This window comes from Enterococcus sp. 3G1_DIV0629 (assembly GCF_002141285.1).
Taxonomy (GTDB): domain Bacteria; phylum Bacillota; class Bacilli; order Lactobacillales; family Enterococcaceae; genus Enterococcus_B; species Enterococcus_B lactis.
Window position 1 is genome coordinate 1,073,719 of the sequence record NZ_NGLI01000001.1, and the last position, 15,706, is coordinate 1,089,424.

At 40.7% G+C, this 15,706-nt stretch carries 14 protein-coding genes and 1 pseudogene; all 15 read right to left on the reverse strand.

What is annotated here, in order from left to right; translation table 11 throughout:
* Positions 1-91: 91 nt before the first annotated feature.
* The 15 genes and pseudogenes from A5816_RS05485 to pyrR all read right to left on the reverse strand — a co-directional run bounded on the left by A5816_RS05485 (position 92) and on the right by pyrR (position 15,534).
* Positions 92-1,069, reverse strand: coding sequence for an SIS domain-containing protein (locus tag A5816_RS05485; RefSeq protein ID WP_086310909.1), 978 nt, complete (start codon positions 1,067-1,069; stop codon positions 92-94).
* Between the two features lie 52 nt (positions 1,070-1,121).
* Positions 1,122-1,934, reverse strand: a complete 813-nt coding sequence (locus A5816_RS05490; protein WP_086310910.1) for a PTS system mannose/fructose/sorbose family transporter subunit IID — start codon at positions 1,932-1,934, stop codon at positions 1,122-1,124.
* Between the two features lie 14 nt (positions 1,935-1,948).
* Positions 1,949-2,728, reverse strand: coding sequence for a PTS sugar transporter subunit IIC (locus A5816_RS05495; protein ID WP_086310911.1), 780 nt, complete (start codon positions 2,726-2,728; stop codon positions 1,949-1,951).
* 19 nt (positions 2,729-2,747) lie between these two features.
* Positions 2,748-3,218: a PTS sugar transporter subunit IIB gene (locus tag A5816_RS05500; protein WP_002324823.1), complete on the reverse strand. Its 471-nt coding sequence runs from the start codon at positions 3,216-3,218 to the stop codon at positions 2,748-2,750.
* Positions 3,215-3,631 carry a PTS sugar transporter subunit IIA gene (locus tag A5816_RS05505; protein ID WP_086310912.1) on the reverse strand — a complete coding sequence of 139 codons (417 nt, stop codon included), beginning with the start codon at positions 3,629-3,631 and terminating at the stop codon, positions 3,215-3,217. Before A5816_RS05505 ends, A5816_RS05500 begins: the two co-directional genes overlap by 4 nt.
* A 449-nt stretch (positions 3,632-4,080) precedes the next feature.
* Positions 4,081-4,710 carry an orotate phosphoribosyltransferase gene (pyrE, locus tag A5816_RS16530; RefSeq protein WP_029744090.1) on the reverse strand — a complete coding sequence of 210 codons (630 nt, stop codon included), beginning with the start codon at positions 4,708-4,710 and terminating at the stop codon, positions 4,081-4,083.
* A 9-nt stretch (positions 4,711-4,719) separates the two neighbouring features.
* Positions 4,720-5,433 (reverse strand): annotated as a pseudogene (gene pyrF / locus A5816_RS16535) (orotidine-5'-phosphate decarboxylase); the annotation flags it as partial.
* The gene (locus A5816_RS05515) at positions 5,430-6,362 is read right to left on the reverse strand and encodes a dihydroorotate dehydrogenase (RefSeq protein WP_002372435.1); all 933 of its coding nucleotides are present in this window, start codon (positions 6,360-6,362) and stop codon (positions 5,430-5,432) included. The gene A5816_RS05515 and the pseudogene pyrF, both read right to left, overlap by 4 nt.
* Positions 6,359-7,135 (reverse strand): dihydroorotate dehydrogenase electron transfer subunit, encoded by a 777-nt coding sequence (locus tag A5816_RS05520; RefSeq protein WP_086310914.1) that lies wholly within the window; start codon positions 7,133-7,135, stop codon positions 6,359-6,361. Before A5816_RS05520 ends, A5816_RS05515 begins: the two co-directional genes overlap by 4 nt.
* Positions 7,136-7,188: 53 nt before the next feature.
* Positions 7,189-10,374, reverse strand: coding sequence for a carbamoyl-phosphate synthase large subunit (carB, locus tag A5816_RS05525; protein ID WP_086310915.1), 3,186 nt, complete (start codon positions 10,372-10,374; stop codon positions 7,189-7,191).
* Positions 10,375-10,378: 4 nt separating this feature from the next.
* A complete protein-coding gene (locus A5816_RS05530; RefSeq protein WP_086310916.1) occupies positions 10,379-11,455 on the reverse strand; it encodes a carbamoyl phosphate synthase small subunit in 1,077 nt (358 codons plus the stop codon).
* Positions 11,456-11,459: 4 nt separating this feature from the next.
* Positions 11,460-12,740: a dihydroorotase gene (locus tag A5816_RS05535; RefSeq protein ID WP_086310917.1), complete on the reverse strand. Its 1,281-nt coding sequence runs from the start codon at positions 12,738-12,740 to the stop codon at positions 11,460-11,462.
* Positions 12,741-12,758: 18 nt separating this feature from the next.
* Positions 12,759-13,685 (reverse strand): aspartate carbamoyltransferase catalytic subunit, encoded by a 927-nt coding sequence (locus A5816_RS05540; protein WP_002335694.1) that lies wholly within the window; start codon positions 13,683-13,685, stop codon positions 12,759-12,761.
* A 12-nt stretch (positions 13,686-13,697) separates the two neighbouring features.
* Positions 13,698-14,981, reverse strand: a complete 1,284-nt coding sequence (locus A5816_RS05545; RefSeq protein WP_002315063.1) for a solute carrier family 23 protein — start codon at positions 14,979-14,981, stop codon at positions 13,698-13,700.
* Between the two features lie 13 nt (positions 14,982-14,994).
* On the reverse strand, positions 14,995-15,534 hold the full coding sequence (gene pyrR, locus A5816_RS05550) for a bifunctional pyr operon transcriptional regulator/uracil phosphoribosyltransferase PyrR (RefSeq protein WP_002295862.1): 540 nt from the start codon (positions 15,532-15,534) through the stop codon (positions 14,995-14,997).
* Positions 15,535-15,706: the final 172 nt, after the last annotated feature.

Consider the following 15,706-nt stretch of genomic DNA (forward strand, 5'->3'; position numbering starts at 1 on the left):
AATTTACTCTTGCTCAATCAATTGTACGAGAATAAGAAACCCTTTTCAACGTAAGGGAAGAAAAGCCGAGGCACTTGGCCTCAGCTCTAATTTAATACTTTAGTTTCCACATATAACGACGCTTTGTCAGCGGATGCTGGCGTACTTCAGCTAATTCTTCTGCATAGACACGGAATACTGCTGTGATGACGAATGGATTGAAGTAATCAAGAACCTCTTTCGCAATGTGGGCTGACAGTCCCCAATCTAGAGCATCTACGATTTCTATTTTTGCATCGAAACGATTCAAAAAGGTCAGTGCTCGAGCATCCATTTGACGCGTACGACCATCATTCATCAATAAGATAAATGGTACGTCTTTGTCCGTGATTTCAAATGGACCATGGAAAAATTCACCAGAATGGAAAGTACCAGAGTGAATCCATTGCATCTCCATCATTAAACAAATAGAAGTGGAATACGCAACTTCATGAGTGGCTCCTGAACTCATAACATATATCACCTTTTCATTTTTGAAACGTTCGGCGAATTTTTTTGCTTGAAGACGTGCTCCCTTTGCGCTTTCTTGCGACAAATCATAAATTTTGTCGAAACCATCCATCATCTTGTCGTAGTCTTTATACCCTTCGATCTGATTTAGTAGTTCAACTGCAAGTTCTAAGCAGTAACCTATTTTTTCTAGTTTTGCCGCGTAATCTTCTGTGAAACGATGATAAATCACATAGTCTGCATCTTTCGTTAACGGAGAATCTACGCTATGTGTTAAACTAATAACTGTGGCACCTTGTTCTTTCGCTACTGCGTTAGCTTGAACAGTTTCAGGAGTCGTACCTCCCAATGAAGCTGAAATAACTACAGTATGATCGTTGATCGAGCGAGGTGTCGCATAATTGAATTCATTTGCCGTAAAGTGGCTGATACGTAATTTGTTTGCGTTTTGTTCTAAAAAATATTTTGCTGGATATAGATCTGCTTTCGATGCACCACAGCCGACAAATACGATGGACTCCACCTCTTTGTTCGCGATGATTTCTTTGACGATATCTTTTGGACTTAATGTTGAATTCATGTTTGAATTCCTCCTCATACTATTTATTTTTAACCTAAATTAGGTTGGTCCCTTAATTAAAAATCCCGCATAAACTTAGTAAAACACCACCAGCGATACAAATAGTGAGCATCAAACCGGTCCGAACTTTCTTTTGCAACAACCAATACATAAAAAATGTCAGCCCTAAAGGAATCAACTGGGGCATGATATTATCTAAAACATCCTGTAAAACAAACGCCTTGCCGAATCTTAGCGGTGTGGTGATCCCAATCATGCTAGCAATCATAGCTCCAATGACCATCAAACCGATAATCGTACAAACATACATCACTTTATCCATCAGACCTTCTTGATACAGTTTCGCTAAATATTTATTCCCAGTATTATAACCAATTTTTCCGCCATAATATGTAACGAAAAAGGACGGAATGAAGGAGATGATGATGGCCAAGATAGGGCCTAAGATACTACCTTGCTGAGCGAGATTGATTCCAAAGCCAAAGGCCAAAATACGTATGGTTCCTTGGAAGAAAGAGTCTCCGATTCCTGACAAAGGTCCCATAAGCGAAGTCTTCAAAGCACTGATGGTTTCCGGATTGAAATTCTCTTGATCTTCGGCATATTGTTCTTCCATAGATGCTGCTAGTCCTAAAACGAATGAACTTGTTTGCGGCGTACAATTGTAGTAAGCCATGTGCCGCTCATAAGCATCGATTTTCTTTTGTTTGTCTTCTGGCTTGTCATAGATTTTATCGATGATTGGTGCGATACCATACATAAACCCCATATTCATTTGTCGTTCGTAATTCCACGAAGCTTGTATTGCCCACGAACGCCAGAAAAATTGCCAATACTTCCAACTATTTTGATCTTTCTTAGTCATAAAAAAACTCCTTTCTATAAATCATCTAAAGGATCAGGTTCGCTTACAGCTGTCCTATTATCTTTACCATTGAATTTGACTTGTGCCATCACAAAGGCCACAATGCAAGCAAAAGCTGCGATACCTGTGATGCTTAATCCGGAGTAAGCTGTGATTAGAAAACCAAGTAATAAAAACGGGATCATTTTTTTCGTCAACATCGTTTGTAACAACAAAGCAAAACCATATGCTGGTAAAATTTTGCTTGCTAAAGTCAGACCATTTGTCAACCATACTGGGATACTGCTCACGATATTTTTCACTAAATCTGTTCCAAAGTAAACAGCTAAAAAGATAGGGATAAAATACATCAGTGAATATAAGACCGTACCATAGATTATGTGGATCCGTCGTGCTCTGCTGAACTTTCCTTCATTGATTAAATTATCTGCCCAATGTGTCAGATTTGAGAGTACCGTCCGCATCAATATTCCAAGCATTTGTCCTAACACAGAGATTGGAATGGCAATAGTCAGAGCAGTTTCAGCATTGGAGCCAGATAGAATAGCAAAAGCTGTAGCAATAATGGATGCCATATTCATATCTGGTGGTGCTGCTGCTCCGATATTTACCAGACCAAGCGACATCAATTCCAGAGAAGCACCAACCAACAAACCTTTTTCCAAGTCACCTAATACTAACCCAACTAACGTACTCACGATTAAAGGCCGTTCAAAATTCATCCTCCCTAGTAGTCTAGAGTCCAAGATGCACACGATTCCGACCAGACCTAAGGCAATCGATTGAAACAACATAACGTAAACTCCTTTCTTTTTAAATCATTGTATTCAAATCCTCTTTTTTTGAGGTTGGAACCTGTTGCATGAACTGTTTGATGCCCATTGATTTTAGTACTTTCGCATCGTCTATCTCGTTTTCAGTCAAGAAGATAGCATTACTGAATTGTTTTGATCCTTCTTTTTTTATGATTCCTCCGTAATTGATTTCCTTAACATTTGAGTAACTTTCGCAAAACTGACGAACATCCTTGGTATTGCCAAAGATCATCATGATGTTTTCGCTCAATGCTTCTATTTTAGATATTTTTGTCAATGTATTTTCAACGGTAAGTATATTGAGTTTGATTCCTTGAGGTTTTGATAGTTCTAAAGACATTTTTTTAAATTCATCATTGGCTGCTTCATCATTCACCACTATAAGTCGGTTGATTTGCAAAGATTTACTCCAAGAAAACACCACTTGTCCATGTAACAATCGATGATCGATACGAATGAACTTGATCATAGATCATCTCCTCCTTCATTTGATTTTTTTAGTAATCGATTGCAATTAATCAATGATTGCCGACTTTCCTCGATAATCAATTCTAAATCTGCAGCAGCAATTGGGTTAACTTGCGTGGCGATTGAAATCACTAAGGGTAGATTCATTCCAGTGATCAAGCGTATTGCTGGCTCTTTCTTTAACAGTCCTATCATTTCATTATTGACACTTCCTCCTAAGATATCTGTGAGAATAAATAGATTTTCTTTTCCTAATTTTGAAACTATACTTTGTATTTGTTGTTCTATCGGCTCATCTTCATCGCGATAAGCCGATAATGCATAAATATTAGTGGCAGGCCCCAAGATCATTTCAGCTGTTTGTTTTAGCCCTTGAGATAATGCGCCATGACTAGCTAGAATAATCGTATTCATTTTTATTTCCTCCTCGCTGACAGTTTTATATAAAGCAAATATCGTGCCAACTTCTGTTCAGCTTGTAAAAGCAATAGTTACAACTATTTCCCAACACTTTTATCATTTACTGATAAGTGTTCAATCGATTTTGTAAAAGTGTTGGACTGCTTTTCTACATATATAAAACAAAGATAGCCCCTCGACTGTGGGATAGGAACACAGTTGAGGGGCTATTTTGACTCGTTGAAGTCGTTCATACTTTGTGTAATCAACGCTATTGAAGATCATGCATATGTATCTTATGGATATATTTCCTCATCAAAATCATCCATGCAGGATTATGAAAAAATAAGGATACAGTTTATGTAACTGTATCCCTAAAAAATATAACGGTGTAGAGAAATGGTAATTTAGAAATATTCAAAATAACATAGCTTTATTTCTTTAATTATCTATGTTTTTTGTACTTAAGACTGCCAATTTTCAGGATCTTTTTTCCATTCTTTTAGCAGAGTTAATTCTTGCTCATCGATATAACGATCTTCTAAAGCTGCTTCGATCAATACAGAATAATTGGTCAACGTCATAAGAGGGATTTCGGCTTTTTCGAAATTTGCTTTTCCTTTTGGCAACTCATACGTAAAGATAGCTGCAACACCAAGGATATCCGCACCTTCTCTTTTTGCTGCTTCAGCTGCTTCCAAGACACTGCCTCCTGTAGAAATCAGATCCTCGATCACAACCATCTTCTGACCTTCAACTATACGCCCTTCGATTTGGTTACCTTTCCCATGATCTTTCGCCTTACTTCGAATATAGACCATTGGCAAGTCTAATATTTCCGCTACCCATGCAGCATGAGGGATTCCTGCCGTTGCAGTTCCAGCAATTACTTGTACTTCAGGGAAAGCTTCTTTGATTTTGCTTGCTAAGCCTTTTGCAATCTCTTTTCGGACTTTTGGATAACTCATCGTGATTCGGTTATCACAGTAAATGGGGCTTTTGATTCCACTTGCCCAAGTAAAAGGATCACTTGGATTTAAAAATACTGCTTCAATCTCTAATAGATCTTTTGCGATACTTTGTTCTACATTCATTTTAGGTTGGCTCCATTCTGTTTGAATCGTTCGGTATGCTTCATAAGGATCAGTTGCCTGTGTGATTGGTCGTCCCACAACGATGAAAGTTGAGCCAATCTCTCTTGCTTGAGAAGGTGTGACTACTCTTGTCTGATCTCCTGCGACTGTTCCTTCTGGTCTTATCCCTGGAGTTAAGCAAACAAATTCATCTCCCGCCGTTTCTTTGATTGCTTCTACTTCCCAAGCAGAAGAAACCACACCATCTAATCCTGCTTTTTTGGCACAGTTAGCGTAATGGATCACACTTTTTTCTAAAGGAACTTCGATTAGTTGGTCTGCATGCATCTCCTCTTCACTTGTAGAGGTAAGTTGAGTGATAGCTAGAAGTAGCGGACGTTTCCCACCTTCTGGCGTTCCTTCTTCTAATCCACGCATTGCCGCCTCCATCATGCGAATACCGCCAGCTGCATGAACACATGTGACATCAACACCAAGCTTTGCCAGTCCCCGCATTGCTTTTTCGACCGTATTCGGAATATCGTGAAGTTTCAGATCTAAAAACACATCGTGCCCAGCATCCTTTAGATAACGTACGATTTCAGGTCCTTCTTGGTAGAACAATTCCATTCCGATTTTCACAAACAATTTTTCTTCTTCTGGTAAAAAACGAAGAAAGTCTTCTACTTCTTGCCAAGTTGAAAAATCTAATGCAATGATTGGTCGTTGGTTTAGTTGGTTCATCGTTCACGTTCCTCTCTCACTTCTTTGATTAATCTTTCCAGTGACTCAATACCTAGTTCGCTCATTCGCACTGGGAGCTCTTTGATTAGTTTAGGACAGATATAGGGATCGGTGAAATTCGCAGTCCCTATAGCTACAGCGCTTGCTCCAGCCATAAACATCTCAAGAACATCGTCCACTGTCTGCACGCCGCCCATCCCAATGATTGGAAGACTGGATATACTTGCCACTTGATGAATCAAACGGATAGCGACAGGCTTGATTGCTGGTCCGGATAGTCCACCTGTTTGATTGGCTAAAATCGGTTTTCTTGTCTTAAGGTCAATCCGCATACCAAGTAGTGTATTGATCATTGTAAATCCATCTGCCCCTCCAGCTTCGATTGCCTGAGCGATTGGAACGATGTCTGTCACATTTGGGGATAGTTTGACATAGACAGGAACAGAAGCAACTTTCTTTACTGCTTGTGTTAATTGAAAAGCAACATCTGGATCTGTTCCAAAAGCAATTCCGCCATGCTTGACATTTGGACAGGAAATATTCAGCTCGATTGCTTTCACATTTGGTGCTTCGCCGATTTTGCTACAAACTTCTACATAGTCTTCTTCACAAGCACCAGCAACATTTGCGATGATAGGTAACTCATTGTACTCCTCTAATTCTGGAAGAAGTTTATTCATAACAACGTCTAGACCAGGATTTTGTAAACCAATCGCATTCAACATGCCAGATGGTGTTTCCGCCACTCTCGGTGTGGGATTGCCAAAGCGAGCATTTGGAGTCGTTGCCTTGACCATGATCGAACCAAGCTGATTCAAATCATAGTATTTTCCGTATTCTTTGCCAAAACCGAAACAGCCACTTGCTGGCATGATAGGATTTTTTAATTCTAGGCCAGGAAGTTTGACTGCTAAAGGATTCTCATTCATATAATTACCTCTCCTATTTTAAAAATCGGTCCTTCGTCACAAACTTTCACACTTTTTGTTCCTGTTTCATCTTCCGGCGTATGACAAACGCAAGCATAGCAAGCCCCTATCCCACATGCCATGCGGGATTCTAATGATAACTGGACATTTTGATGCGAAGAAAACAACTGTTCCACTGTCTTCAATAACCCGTTTGAACCACATGCAAAAACAGCTGTAGGTTTCGTCTTCGTTCCTAATAATAAATTACCGACATTTCCGTGCATACCGTATGTTCCATCGTCAGTAGCGATTCTTGTTTCTCCTAGACGATTAAATTCTTTTTCATAATAAACGACTTCAAGTGTGGCAAAACCTAAAAAGTGCGTTGGCTTGATCCCTTTTTTGACTAACTGCTTTGATAACTCATACAGAGGAGGGACACCGATTCCCCCACCGATTATAAATACTTCGTCTCCTGTATGAAGATCAGATAAATCAAAGCCATTACCTAAAGGGCCCATAACATCTAAATAGTCTCCGGCAGAAAGAGTAGAGAAAACACTAGTCCCATCACCTTCCACCCGATAGATAATACGGCAAGTATTTGTCTCGTGATCGATATGATTCAAGCTAATCGGTCGGCGTAGCAGCAAGTCTGCACGCGGCACGAGGATATGCAAAAACTGTCCTGGTTGCTGCATTTCTTTTACTAGATCACCTTTTAATGTCATTTCAAAAATCTTTGGTGCCAGCTGTTTTTGCTGAACGATTTCCATCATTTCTTGTTTCATCTGTCCCCTCCTGTAACGGATTTTCTTCTTTCGGCCTTAACATGTGTACACCGTTAAATAGGGTTGGTTGAAAATGCACGGGATTCCATCACTCGAACGATCGCATCTGCTGTGTCTAAAGAAGTAAACAACGGAATACCATGTTCAACTGCTTCTCTTCGGATAATGAAGCCGTCTTTAGAAGCATTTCCCCGATCTTTATCAATCGTATTGACAACCACTTGTGTTTTACCATCTCGTATCAAATCGACTACATTTTTTTCTGCTGCTTCCTCAGAAATTTTCGCAACTGTTTCAACAACCAAACCATGTTTTTCGAAATAGGCAGCTGTATGTTTCGTTCCTATCAGACTATAGCCGATTTCTGTAAAACGTTTAGCCAACTCTAGTGCTTCTTCTTTTGTTTCATCCGCAATCGTAAACAATACGGCTCCATATTCAGGCAAGTGTAATCCAGAAGCTTCGAATGCCTTGTACAAAGCTTTGTCTAATTGCCTGTCAGACCCCATTACTTCTCCAGTCGATTTCATTTCAGGTCCTAAGTAAGTATCGACTTTCTGCAATTTAGTAAAAGAAAAGACGGGCGCTTTAACATGGACTTCTTTTGTTTCCTTATAAAGTCCGTTTTCATAACCAAGTGCCTTTAATTTTTCTCCCAAAATAGCTTTCGTCGCAATTTGTGCCATTGGAATTCCTGTCACCTTACTTAAGAATGGAACAGTCCGACTTGCTCGAGGATTGACTTCGATCACATAAACCTCATTTTCATGGATGACAAACTGGATATTCATCATCCCGACACAATTCAAACCTAATGCTAAACGGATCGTGTAGTCTTCGATCGTTTTCTTGATCGATTCAGATAATGTTTGAGGTGGATACACAGCCATTGAATCCCCTGAATGGACACCAGCACGCTCAATATGCTCCATGATTCCTGGGATGAGTACTGTTTCCCCGTCACAAATCGCATCCACTTCGCATTCGCCACCAAGCAAATAGCGGTCCACTAGTACTGGATGTTCTGGAGAAGCTTTCACAGCATGTTCCATGTAGTCTTCTAAATCTCTCTGATTTTCAACGATTTCCATCGCACGTCCGCCTAATACATAGCTTGGACGAACAAGAACCGGATAACCAATTCTCGAAGCGATAACCACGGCTTCTTCTTTACTTGTAGCAGTATCCCCTAAAGGTTGAGGAATATCCAACTCTTTCAGCGCTTGCTCGAATAAATCACGATTTTCCGCACGATCCAAGTCTTCGATCGTTGTCCCTAAGATTTTTACACCAGCAGTAGTCAAAGGTTCGGCTAAGTTGATTGCTGTCTGACCACCGAATTGAACGATTACTCCTATCGGCTGTTCTAGCTCGATCACATTCATCACATCTTCGAAGGTCAATGGCTCAAAATATAATTTATCCGAAATAGAAAAGTCAGTAGAAACTGTTTCCGGATTGCTGTTCATGATGATTGCCTCGTATCCTGCCTGCTGGATTGCTTTGACAGAATGCACAGTCGCATAGTCAAATTCAACCCCTTGTCCGATACGGATAGGACCAGATCCCAGTACTAGAACTGAGGGCTTTTCTGATCTTGAACTTTCATTTTCATATTCATAGGAACTATAAAAATAAGGTGTTTTTGATTCGAATTCCGCTGCACAAGTGTCAACCATTTTATATACAGGAATCAAATCATTTTCTTTTCTCATCTGGCGAACGGCTTCTTCGCTTATTTCCCACAGCTCCGCCACTTTTTTGTCTGTAAAACCATTTTGTTTCGCTGTTTTCAATATCTTGTCATCCAACGGCTGCTGTTTCAACTGCTGTTCGATTTCTACGATATGCAACAGTTTATCTAAAAAGAATAAATCGATTTTTGTCAAATCTGCCAATTCTTCTATGGTGTACCCTCGTCTAATAGCTTCAGCTACATAAAACAGGCGATCATCTTGTGCTCGAACCACTTTTTGGATTAGGTTATCGTCCGTGATGTCTGCCAACTCAGGAAGTTCGATATGGTGTGTACCGATTTCTAAAGAACGCACAGCTTTCAATAAAGACTCTTCGATATTCCGACCGATAGCCATCACTTCACCAGTTGCTTTCATCTGCGTGCCTAAAAGCCGTTCTCCGTTTTCAAACTTATCAAACGGCCAGCGAGGAATTTTAGCTACAACATAATCTAATGCAGGTTCAAATTCTGCAAAAGTCGTTCCTGTGACAGGATTTTTCATTTCGTCTAATGTTAATCCAAGCGCTATTTTAGCAGCTAGCTTAGCAATCGGATAGCCAGTCGCCTTACTTGCTAACGCAGATGAACGAGAAACACGCGGATTGACTTCAATCACATAATAATTAAAACTATGCGGATCAAGAGCAAGTTGGACGTTACAGCCTCCTTCAATCTTAAGTGCGCGAATAATCGAAAGAGAAGCATCACGAAGCATTTGATATTCATGGTCAGACAATGTCTGGCTAGGAGCAAATACGATAGAATCACCTGTATGGATACCCACTGGGTCAAAATTTTCCATATTGCAGACAACGATTGCATTATCAGCCGAATCTCTCATCACTTCATATTCAATTTCTTTAAAACCCGCAATACTTCGTTCAATCAAACATTGGGTAGCCGGGGAAAGACTTAATCCATTTTCTGATACTGTTCGTAACTCTTCTTCATTTTCACACATGCCTCCACCAGTCCCGCCTAAAGTAAAGGCTGGACGAACAATGACGGGATAGCCGATTTTATTTGCAAACGCTACAGCTTCTTCTACTGTATTGACGATTTCAGACTCGGGGATCGGCTGATTCAATTCTTTCATCAACTGTTTGAATAGATCACGGTCTTCTGCTTGATCGATCGCAGAAAGCTTCGTTCCTAGAAGTTCTATGTTCAATTCTTCTAAAATACCAGATGCTGCCAGCTCCATTGCCATATTGAGGCCTGTCTGTCCGCCTAAAGTTGGAAGGAGAGCATCTGGACGCTCTTTTCGAAGAATCCTTGATACAAATTCAAGTGTGATCGGTTCGATATATACTTGATCTGCCACTTCTTTGTCCGTCATGATCGTCGCAGGATTAGAATTTACTAAAACTACTTCATATCCTTCTTCTTTTAAGGCAAGACAAGCTTGTGTTCCTGCGTAGTCAAATTCTGCGGCTTGACCAATGATGATCGGACCAGATCCAATCACCATAATTTTCTTGATATCTGTACGTTTCGGCATCTGTTTACTGCTCCTTTCCTGCATCCATCATTTCCATAAATTCATCAAATAAATGTAGTGCATCGTGCGGACCAGGGGCAGCATCTGGATGAAACTGCACACTGAAAGCGGGATAATGTCTGTGTTTGACTCCTTCTACTGTTCCGTCATTTACTTCTACATGAGTTACGATGAGTTTTTCTGGATCAATCGTGGCTTCATCGACTGCATAGCCATGATTTTGAGAAGTAAAATCAATTCTTCCGGTCGCTACTTCTCGTACCGGGTGATTTAATCCTCGATGTCCGAATTTCATTTTATAGGTATCTGCACCGTTGGCTAAAGCAAATAACTGGTGACCAAGACAAATACCAAAAATCGGTACTTTTCCTTGAATTTTTTTGATCATTTCGATTGCTTCTGGCACATCTTTTGGATCACCAGGTCCATTCGTCAGCATGACTCCGTCTGGTGATAGCGCTAAAATCGTCTCGGCATCTGTGTTATAGGGAAGTACTGTGAGGTTACAGTTTCTTTTACTCAATTCTCGTAAAATACTATGTTTCAAGCCGAAGTCAATGACGATGACTTTCCGTCCCATTCCTGGACTTGGATAGGGTTTGTTAGTGGAGACTTGCTGCACTTGATTGGTTGCTAGAACGGTTGCTTTCAGCTGATCAAATGCATGTTCGAAGGAATCTCCAGCATCAACGATACTTGCTTTCATCGTTCCGACTTCACGGATTTTACGAGTAAGGGCGCGCGTATCGATACCTGATATTCCAGGAATCCCTTTTTGTTTCAAAAATGAATCTAGCGTCATTTGGTTTCGCCAGTTTGAAGCTACACGCGCGTGCTCTTTTACTACTACTCCTTTGCATGTTGGAGAAATCGATTCATAATCATCTCTATTTACCCCATAATTGCCTACCATAGGATAGGTAAATGTAATGATTTGACCGTTGAAACTTTGATCGGTGATGGTTTCTTGATAACCAGTCATACTTGTTGTAAAAACGATTTCTCCGAAGACATTTGCATCCGCGCCAAAAGCTTTTCCTTCGAAAACTGTTCCATCTTCTAATATAAGCAAACGTTCCATACTTTTATTCTCCCTTCTGCCACACAAGTTTTCCGTTGACAAAAGTCATTTGTGTTTCACCTTTTACTTTCCAGCCGATAAAAGGTGTATTTTCCCCTTTTGATAAAAAGTCTTCTTTATCGATCGTGCAAGTTTTTGTAATATCAAAAATTGCTACATCAGCGGGTGCGCCGACTGTCAGTGTTCCTGCATTCAAACCAAAAATCTCGGCCGGTTTAACTGCCAACCAATTGATTACTTGTTCCAATGTGAATTGTCCAGTTTCTACAAAATGAGTGTAAATCAGTTGAAATGCTGTTTCGCTTCCTACGATGCCAAATGGTGATTTCATGAAGCTTTGGCTTTTTTCTTCTAATCCATGCGGAGCATGATCTGTAGCGATACAATCGATTGTGCCGTCAAGCAAACCTTCGATCAAGGCTTCCCTGTCCTCCCGTCCTCTTAGCGGTGGGTTCATTTTCCAAAAGCCGAAATCTTCGGGAATATCTTCGTCAATCAAGATAAGATGATGGGGCGAAACTTCCGCTGTTACGTGTATTCCTGCTTTTTTTGCGTCTCTGATTACTCGGACACTCTCTTTAGTAGATACGTGGCACACATGGTAATGAACACCAGTTGCTTCAGCTAGCAACAAATCTCTGGCGATTTGAGAAGACTCGGTTACACTTAAGATCCCGGGAAGACCAAGTTCTTCTGCCTTCTTGCCAGCGTGCATAACACCGCCAAATAATAAAGATTCGTCTTCTGTATGGGCTACTAGTGCTTTATTGTTTTTCGCAGCTTCTTTCATAGCCAGATACATCGTTCCAGCCGTTTGGACACCTACACCGTCATTTGTGAAAGCAAAAGCACCTTCTTCAATCAGTGCTTCTTGATCAACTAATTTCTCACTTCGCAGATTTTCTGTGATGGGCGCATACTGTAATACCTTCACCACTGCATCTTTTCTAATGATGTCATATACTTGTTTCAGCTTTTCTGCCGTATCAGGTACAGGATTTAAATTCGGCATCGCGCATACAGTAGTAAAACCACCACGTGCAGCTGAGCGAGTTCCAGCTGCGATCGTCTCCTTGTATGTAAATCCTGGCTCTCTCAAATGGACATGGACGTCCACTAAACCAGGTGTGATCAATTGTCCCTTTGCATCAAACACTTCATCAAATTCGGCTTCTGAGAATCCTGTACCGATTGCTTTGATTCGCCCATCTTCTATCCAAATTTCTGCTGGTGTCGTCATATTTTTTCGTGTATTGATCTGACCGTTTTTAATGAGTGTTTTCATTTTTTCATCCTCCTATAATTACGCTTTTCCATTTAGCACTGCTTCTAAGATTGCCATTCTGACAAAGACACCATTGCTCATTTGTTGAACGATTCGTGACTGTAATCCTTCCACTAATGAATCAGCTAATTCCACATCGCGGTTAACTGGTGCTGGGTGCATAATGATTGCATGTTTTTGCAGCTTCTTCGCACGTTCAACTGTTAAACCATATTCCTGATGGTAGCCTTCTTTTGAGAAGCTTTCTTTTCCATCATGGCGTTCGTGTTGCACTCGAAGCATCATCATGACATCAACTTGATCTAGTAGTTCGTCCAATGGCATATAATGTCCGTATACTTCGAACTCCTCATCGTACCATTCTCTAGGACCTGAGAAGAATACTTGTGCACCTAAGCGTTTTAACATCTGCATATTGGATTTCGCTACCCGAGAGTGAGTGATGTCCCCTACAATGGCAACTTTCAGTCCTTCAAAGTGTCCAAATTCTTCATAAATCGTCATCAAATCAAGCAAGCATTGGGTTGGATGCTGTCCGCTTCCGTCTCCCCCATTAATAATCGAGCACTGGATGGTTTTGCTTTGTATCAGTTCGTCATAATAGTTCTCATCACCATGACGGATGACCGCTACGTCTACACCTAATGCAGACATCGTCAGTACTGTATCGTATAACGTTTCTCCTTTTTGGACAGAGCTTGTACTTGCTTCAAATTCAATCACTTCGAGCCCTAGTTTTTTCTCCGCTACGTCAAAACTTTTATGTGTGCGGGTGCTATTTTCGAAAAAGAGGTTTGTAGCAAAGTACTGGCGCTTTTGCGGAGTCCAATTAGCCCCTTGCTTGAATTCTTGCCCTCTGCGAATCAAGCCCATAACTTCTTGGTCAGTAAGTGCCTCAACGGTCAATAAATGCTTTAAACTGATACGTTCTGATTTGATGATCATAATGTTTCCTCCTTAGTTTTCTTCGCTTCGTGAAGTTTCTGGTAAGATAAGATTTAAAATGATGCCAAGTACAGTTGCTAACGCCATTGCCGACAATGTAAATGTGCCTACTTCAAAGACAAGTCCGCCAATTCCTACTACTAGGATAACTGAAGCAATCAACAGATTTTTCTTTTTGTCAAAATCGATTTTGTTCTCGATCAAAATCTTCATTCCACTTGCTGCAATGACACCAAACAAGATAAAACTGATTCCTGAGATGACTGGTCCAGGAATACTTAAAATCAAAGCGCTTAATTTTCCTACGAATCCCAAAACGACTGCAAAAACTGCAGCTCCCCCAATTACAAACACGCTATGGACGCGTGTGATAGCCAGAACACCAATGTTTTCGCCGTAACTTGTTACAGGAGGTCCACCAACGAAGGCTGCTACGATTTGTGCTAAGCCATCACCTGTCAACGTCTTATGAAGACCCGGTTCTTCAAAGAAATTACGTTTAGTTAGTTTATTCAATACCATAAGATGGCCGATATGCTCTGTCATCGTCACAAAAGCGATGGGTGCCATTGTTGTGATTGCTCCAAGATATAGCTTTGGTTCATATTGTACAAAGGGAATCTCAAAGTTAGGAACAGCAAACCAGGCAGCGTCTACGATTGGCTTAGTATCCACGATTCCAAACAGCAAGGCTACGATGTACCCGCTAATAATACCTAGTAAAATCGGAATCAATCCGAGAAAACCTCTTAGCCACATGTTGAAGAAGATGGTCAATCCTAATGTGATCAGTGCTACGGCAATATACTTGAAATCATATGTGCCTTGATTATACATAGCATTTGTTGCTGCATTTGCCGCAAGTCCCAACCCGATAACCATGATGACTGGGCCGACGACGATCGGAGGCAAGATTTTATCCAGCCATGCTGAACCGATCTTTTTGATAATCAGCGCAACAATCAAGTAGACTAATCCAGTTGTGACTGCTCCTTGTGCAATCGCTGGATAACCATCTGTTTTCATCAAAAGCTGCATCGCCGCAATGAAAGCGAAGCTGCTTCCTAAGTACGCCGGTATCTTTCCTTTAGTAGTAAATAAGTACACCAATGTCCCTAGTCCTGAACTGACTAGCGCGATGCCTGGATCGATCCCTACTAAGATAGGTACTAACACGGTTGCTCCGAACATCGTGAACAAGTGTTGTAAACTTAATCCAACCCAATGTCCTGGGGTTGGGCGATCGTGGATATCTAACACCACGTCATCATTATGAAATCCTTTTTTCTCCGACATGTTTCTCTCTCCTCTAATCTTCCTCTTTCAAAATCATGATGCGATCTTGTCCATCAAGCTCTTGCATCTCTACTAAAATTTCTTCCGCCCGAGATGTTGGAATGTTCTTCCCAACATAATCTGCACGGATTGGCAATTCTCGATGCCCACGATCTACTAGGACTGCTAATGAAATTTTTCTTGGTCTGCCAAAATCCATTACTGCGTCCATTGCTGCTCGAATCGTTCGTCCTGTATACAAAACATCATCAATCAAAATAACTTCTTTTCCTTCTAAGGAAACTGGGATGTCAGAAGAATGAAGTTCCGGTTCTTCTGGATTTTCTTTTTTGTCATCTCGGTATAAAGTGATATCTAGTTCTCCCACAGGAATATCGATATCTTCTAGTTGCTTCAAACGTTCAGCGATTCTTGATGCAATGTAAATCCCTCGTGTTTTGATACCTACCAATACGATATCTTGGATACTATGGTTTCTCTCGATAATCTCATAAGTGATTCGAGTCAATGCTCGCTTCATCGTTACCTGATCTACTACTTCTTTTGCTTGCATTTTCATTCCCCCTACTTTTTTGCATAAAAAAACTCCTGCCCTAAGAGGACAGGAGGAATGTTTAGACTGAGCGTATACTGATACACTGATAGCTATACTATGTCAATGAGCAATTTACTTTATGGCGCACCATACGTATCCTTGCTCCCACCCTTCTTAGCCTCACGGGACT

What these genes read in the sequence shown, in the direction of transcription:
- pyrE (WP_029744090.1), bottom strand. Translation starts at nt 4,710, where the DNA reads ATGAATGTAGAACAAAGTATCGCAAAAGATCTATTAGAGATTGAAGCA.
- A5816_RS05545 (WP_002315063.1), bottom strand. Translation starts at nt 14,981, where the DNA reads ATGTCGGAGAAAAAAGGATTTCATAATGATGACGTGGTGTTAGATATC.
- A5816_RS05495 (WP_086310911.1), bottom strand. Translation starts at nt 2,728, where the DNA reads ATGTTGTTTCAATCGATTGCCTTAGGTCTGGTCGGAATCGTGTGCATC.
- carB (WP_086310915.1), bottom strand. Translation starts at nt 10,374, where the DNA reads ATGCCGAAACGTACAGATATCAAGAAAATTATGGTGATTGGATCTGGT.
- pyrR (WP_002295862.1), bottom strand. Translation starts at nt 15,534, where the DNA reads ATGCAAGCAAAAGAAGTAGTAGATCAGGTAACGATGAAGCGAGCATTG.
- A5816_RS05490 (WP_086310910.1), bottom strand. Translation starts at nt 1,934, where the DNA reads ATGACTAAGAAAGATCAAAATAGTTGGAAGTATTGGCAATTTTTCTGG.
- A5816_RS05520 (WP_086310914.1), bottom strand. Translation starts at nt 7,135, where the DNA reads ATGAAACAAGAAATGATGGAAATCGTTCAGCAAAAACAGCTGGCACCA.
- A5816_RS05485 (WP_086310909.1), bottom strand. Translation starts at nt 1,069, where the DNA reads ATGAATTCAACATTAAGTCCAAAAGATATCGTCAAAGAAATCATCGCG.
- A5816_RS05540 (WP_002335694.1), bottom strand. Translation starts at nt 13,685, where the DNA reads ATGATCATCAAATCAGAACGTATCAGTTTAAAGCATTTATTGACCGTT.
- A5816_RS05535 (WP_086310917.1), bottom strand. Translation starts at nt 12,740, where the DNA reads ATGAAAACACTCATTAAAAACGGTCAGATCAATACACGAAAAAATATG.
- A5816_RS05530 (WP_086310916.1), bottom strand. Translation starts at nt 11,455, where the DNA reads ATGGAACGTTTGCTTATATTAGAAGATGGAACAGTTTTCGAAGGAAAA.
- A5816_RS05500 (WP_002324823.1), bottom strand. Translation starts at nt 3,218, where the DNA reads ATGATCAAGTTCATTCGTATCGATCATCGATTGTTACATGGACAAGTG.
- A5816_RS05515 (WP_002372435.1), bottom strand. Translation starts at nt 6,362, where the DNA reads ATGAATGAGAATCCTTTAGCAGTCAAACTTCCTGGCCTAGAATTAAAA.
- A5816_RS05505 (WP_086310912.1), bottom strand. Translation starts at nt 3,631, where the DNA reads ATGAATACGATTATTCTAGCTAGTCATGGCGCATTATCTCAAGGGCTA.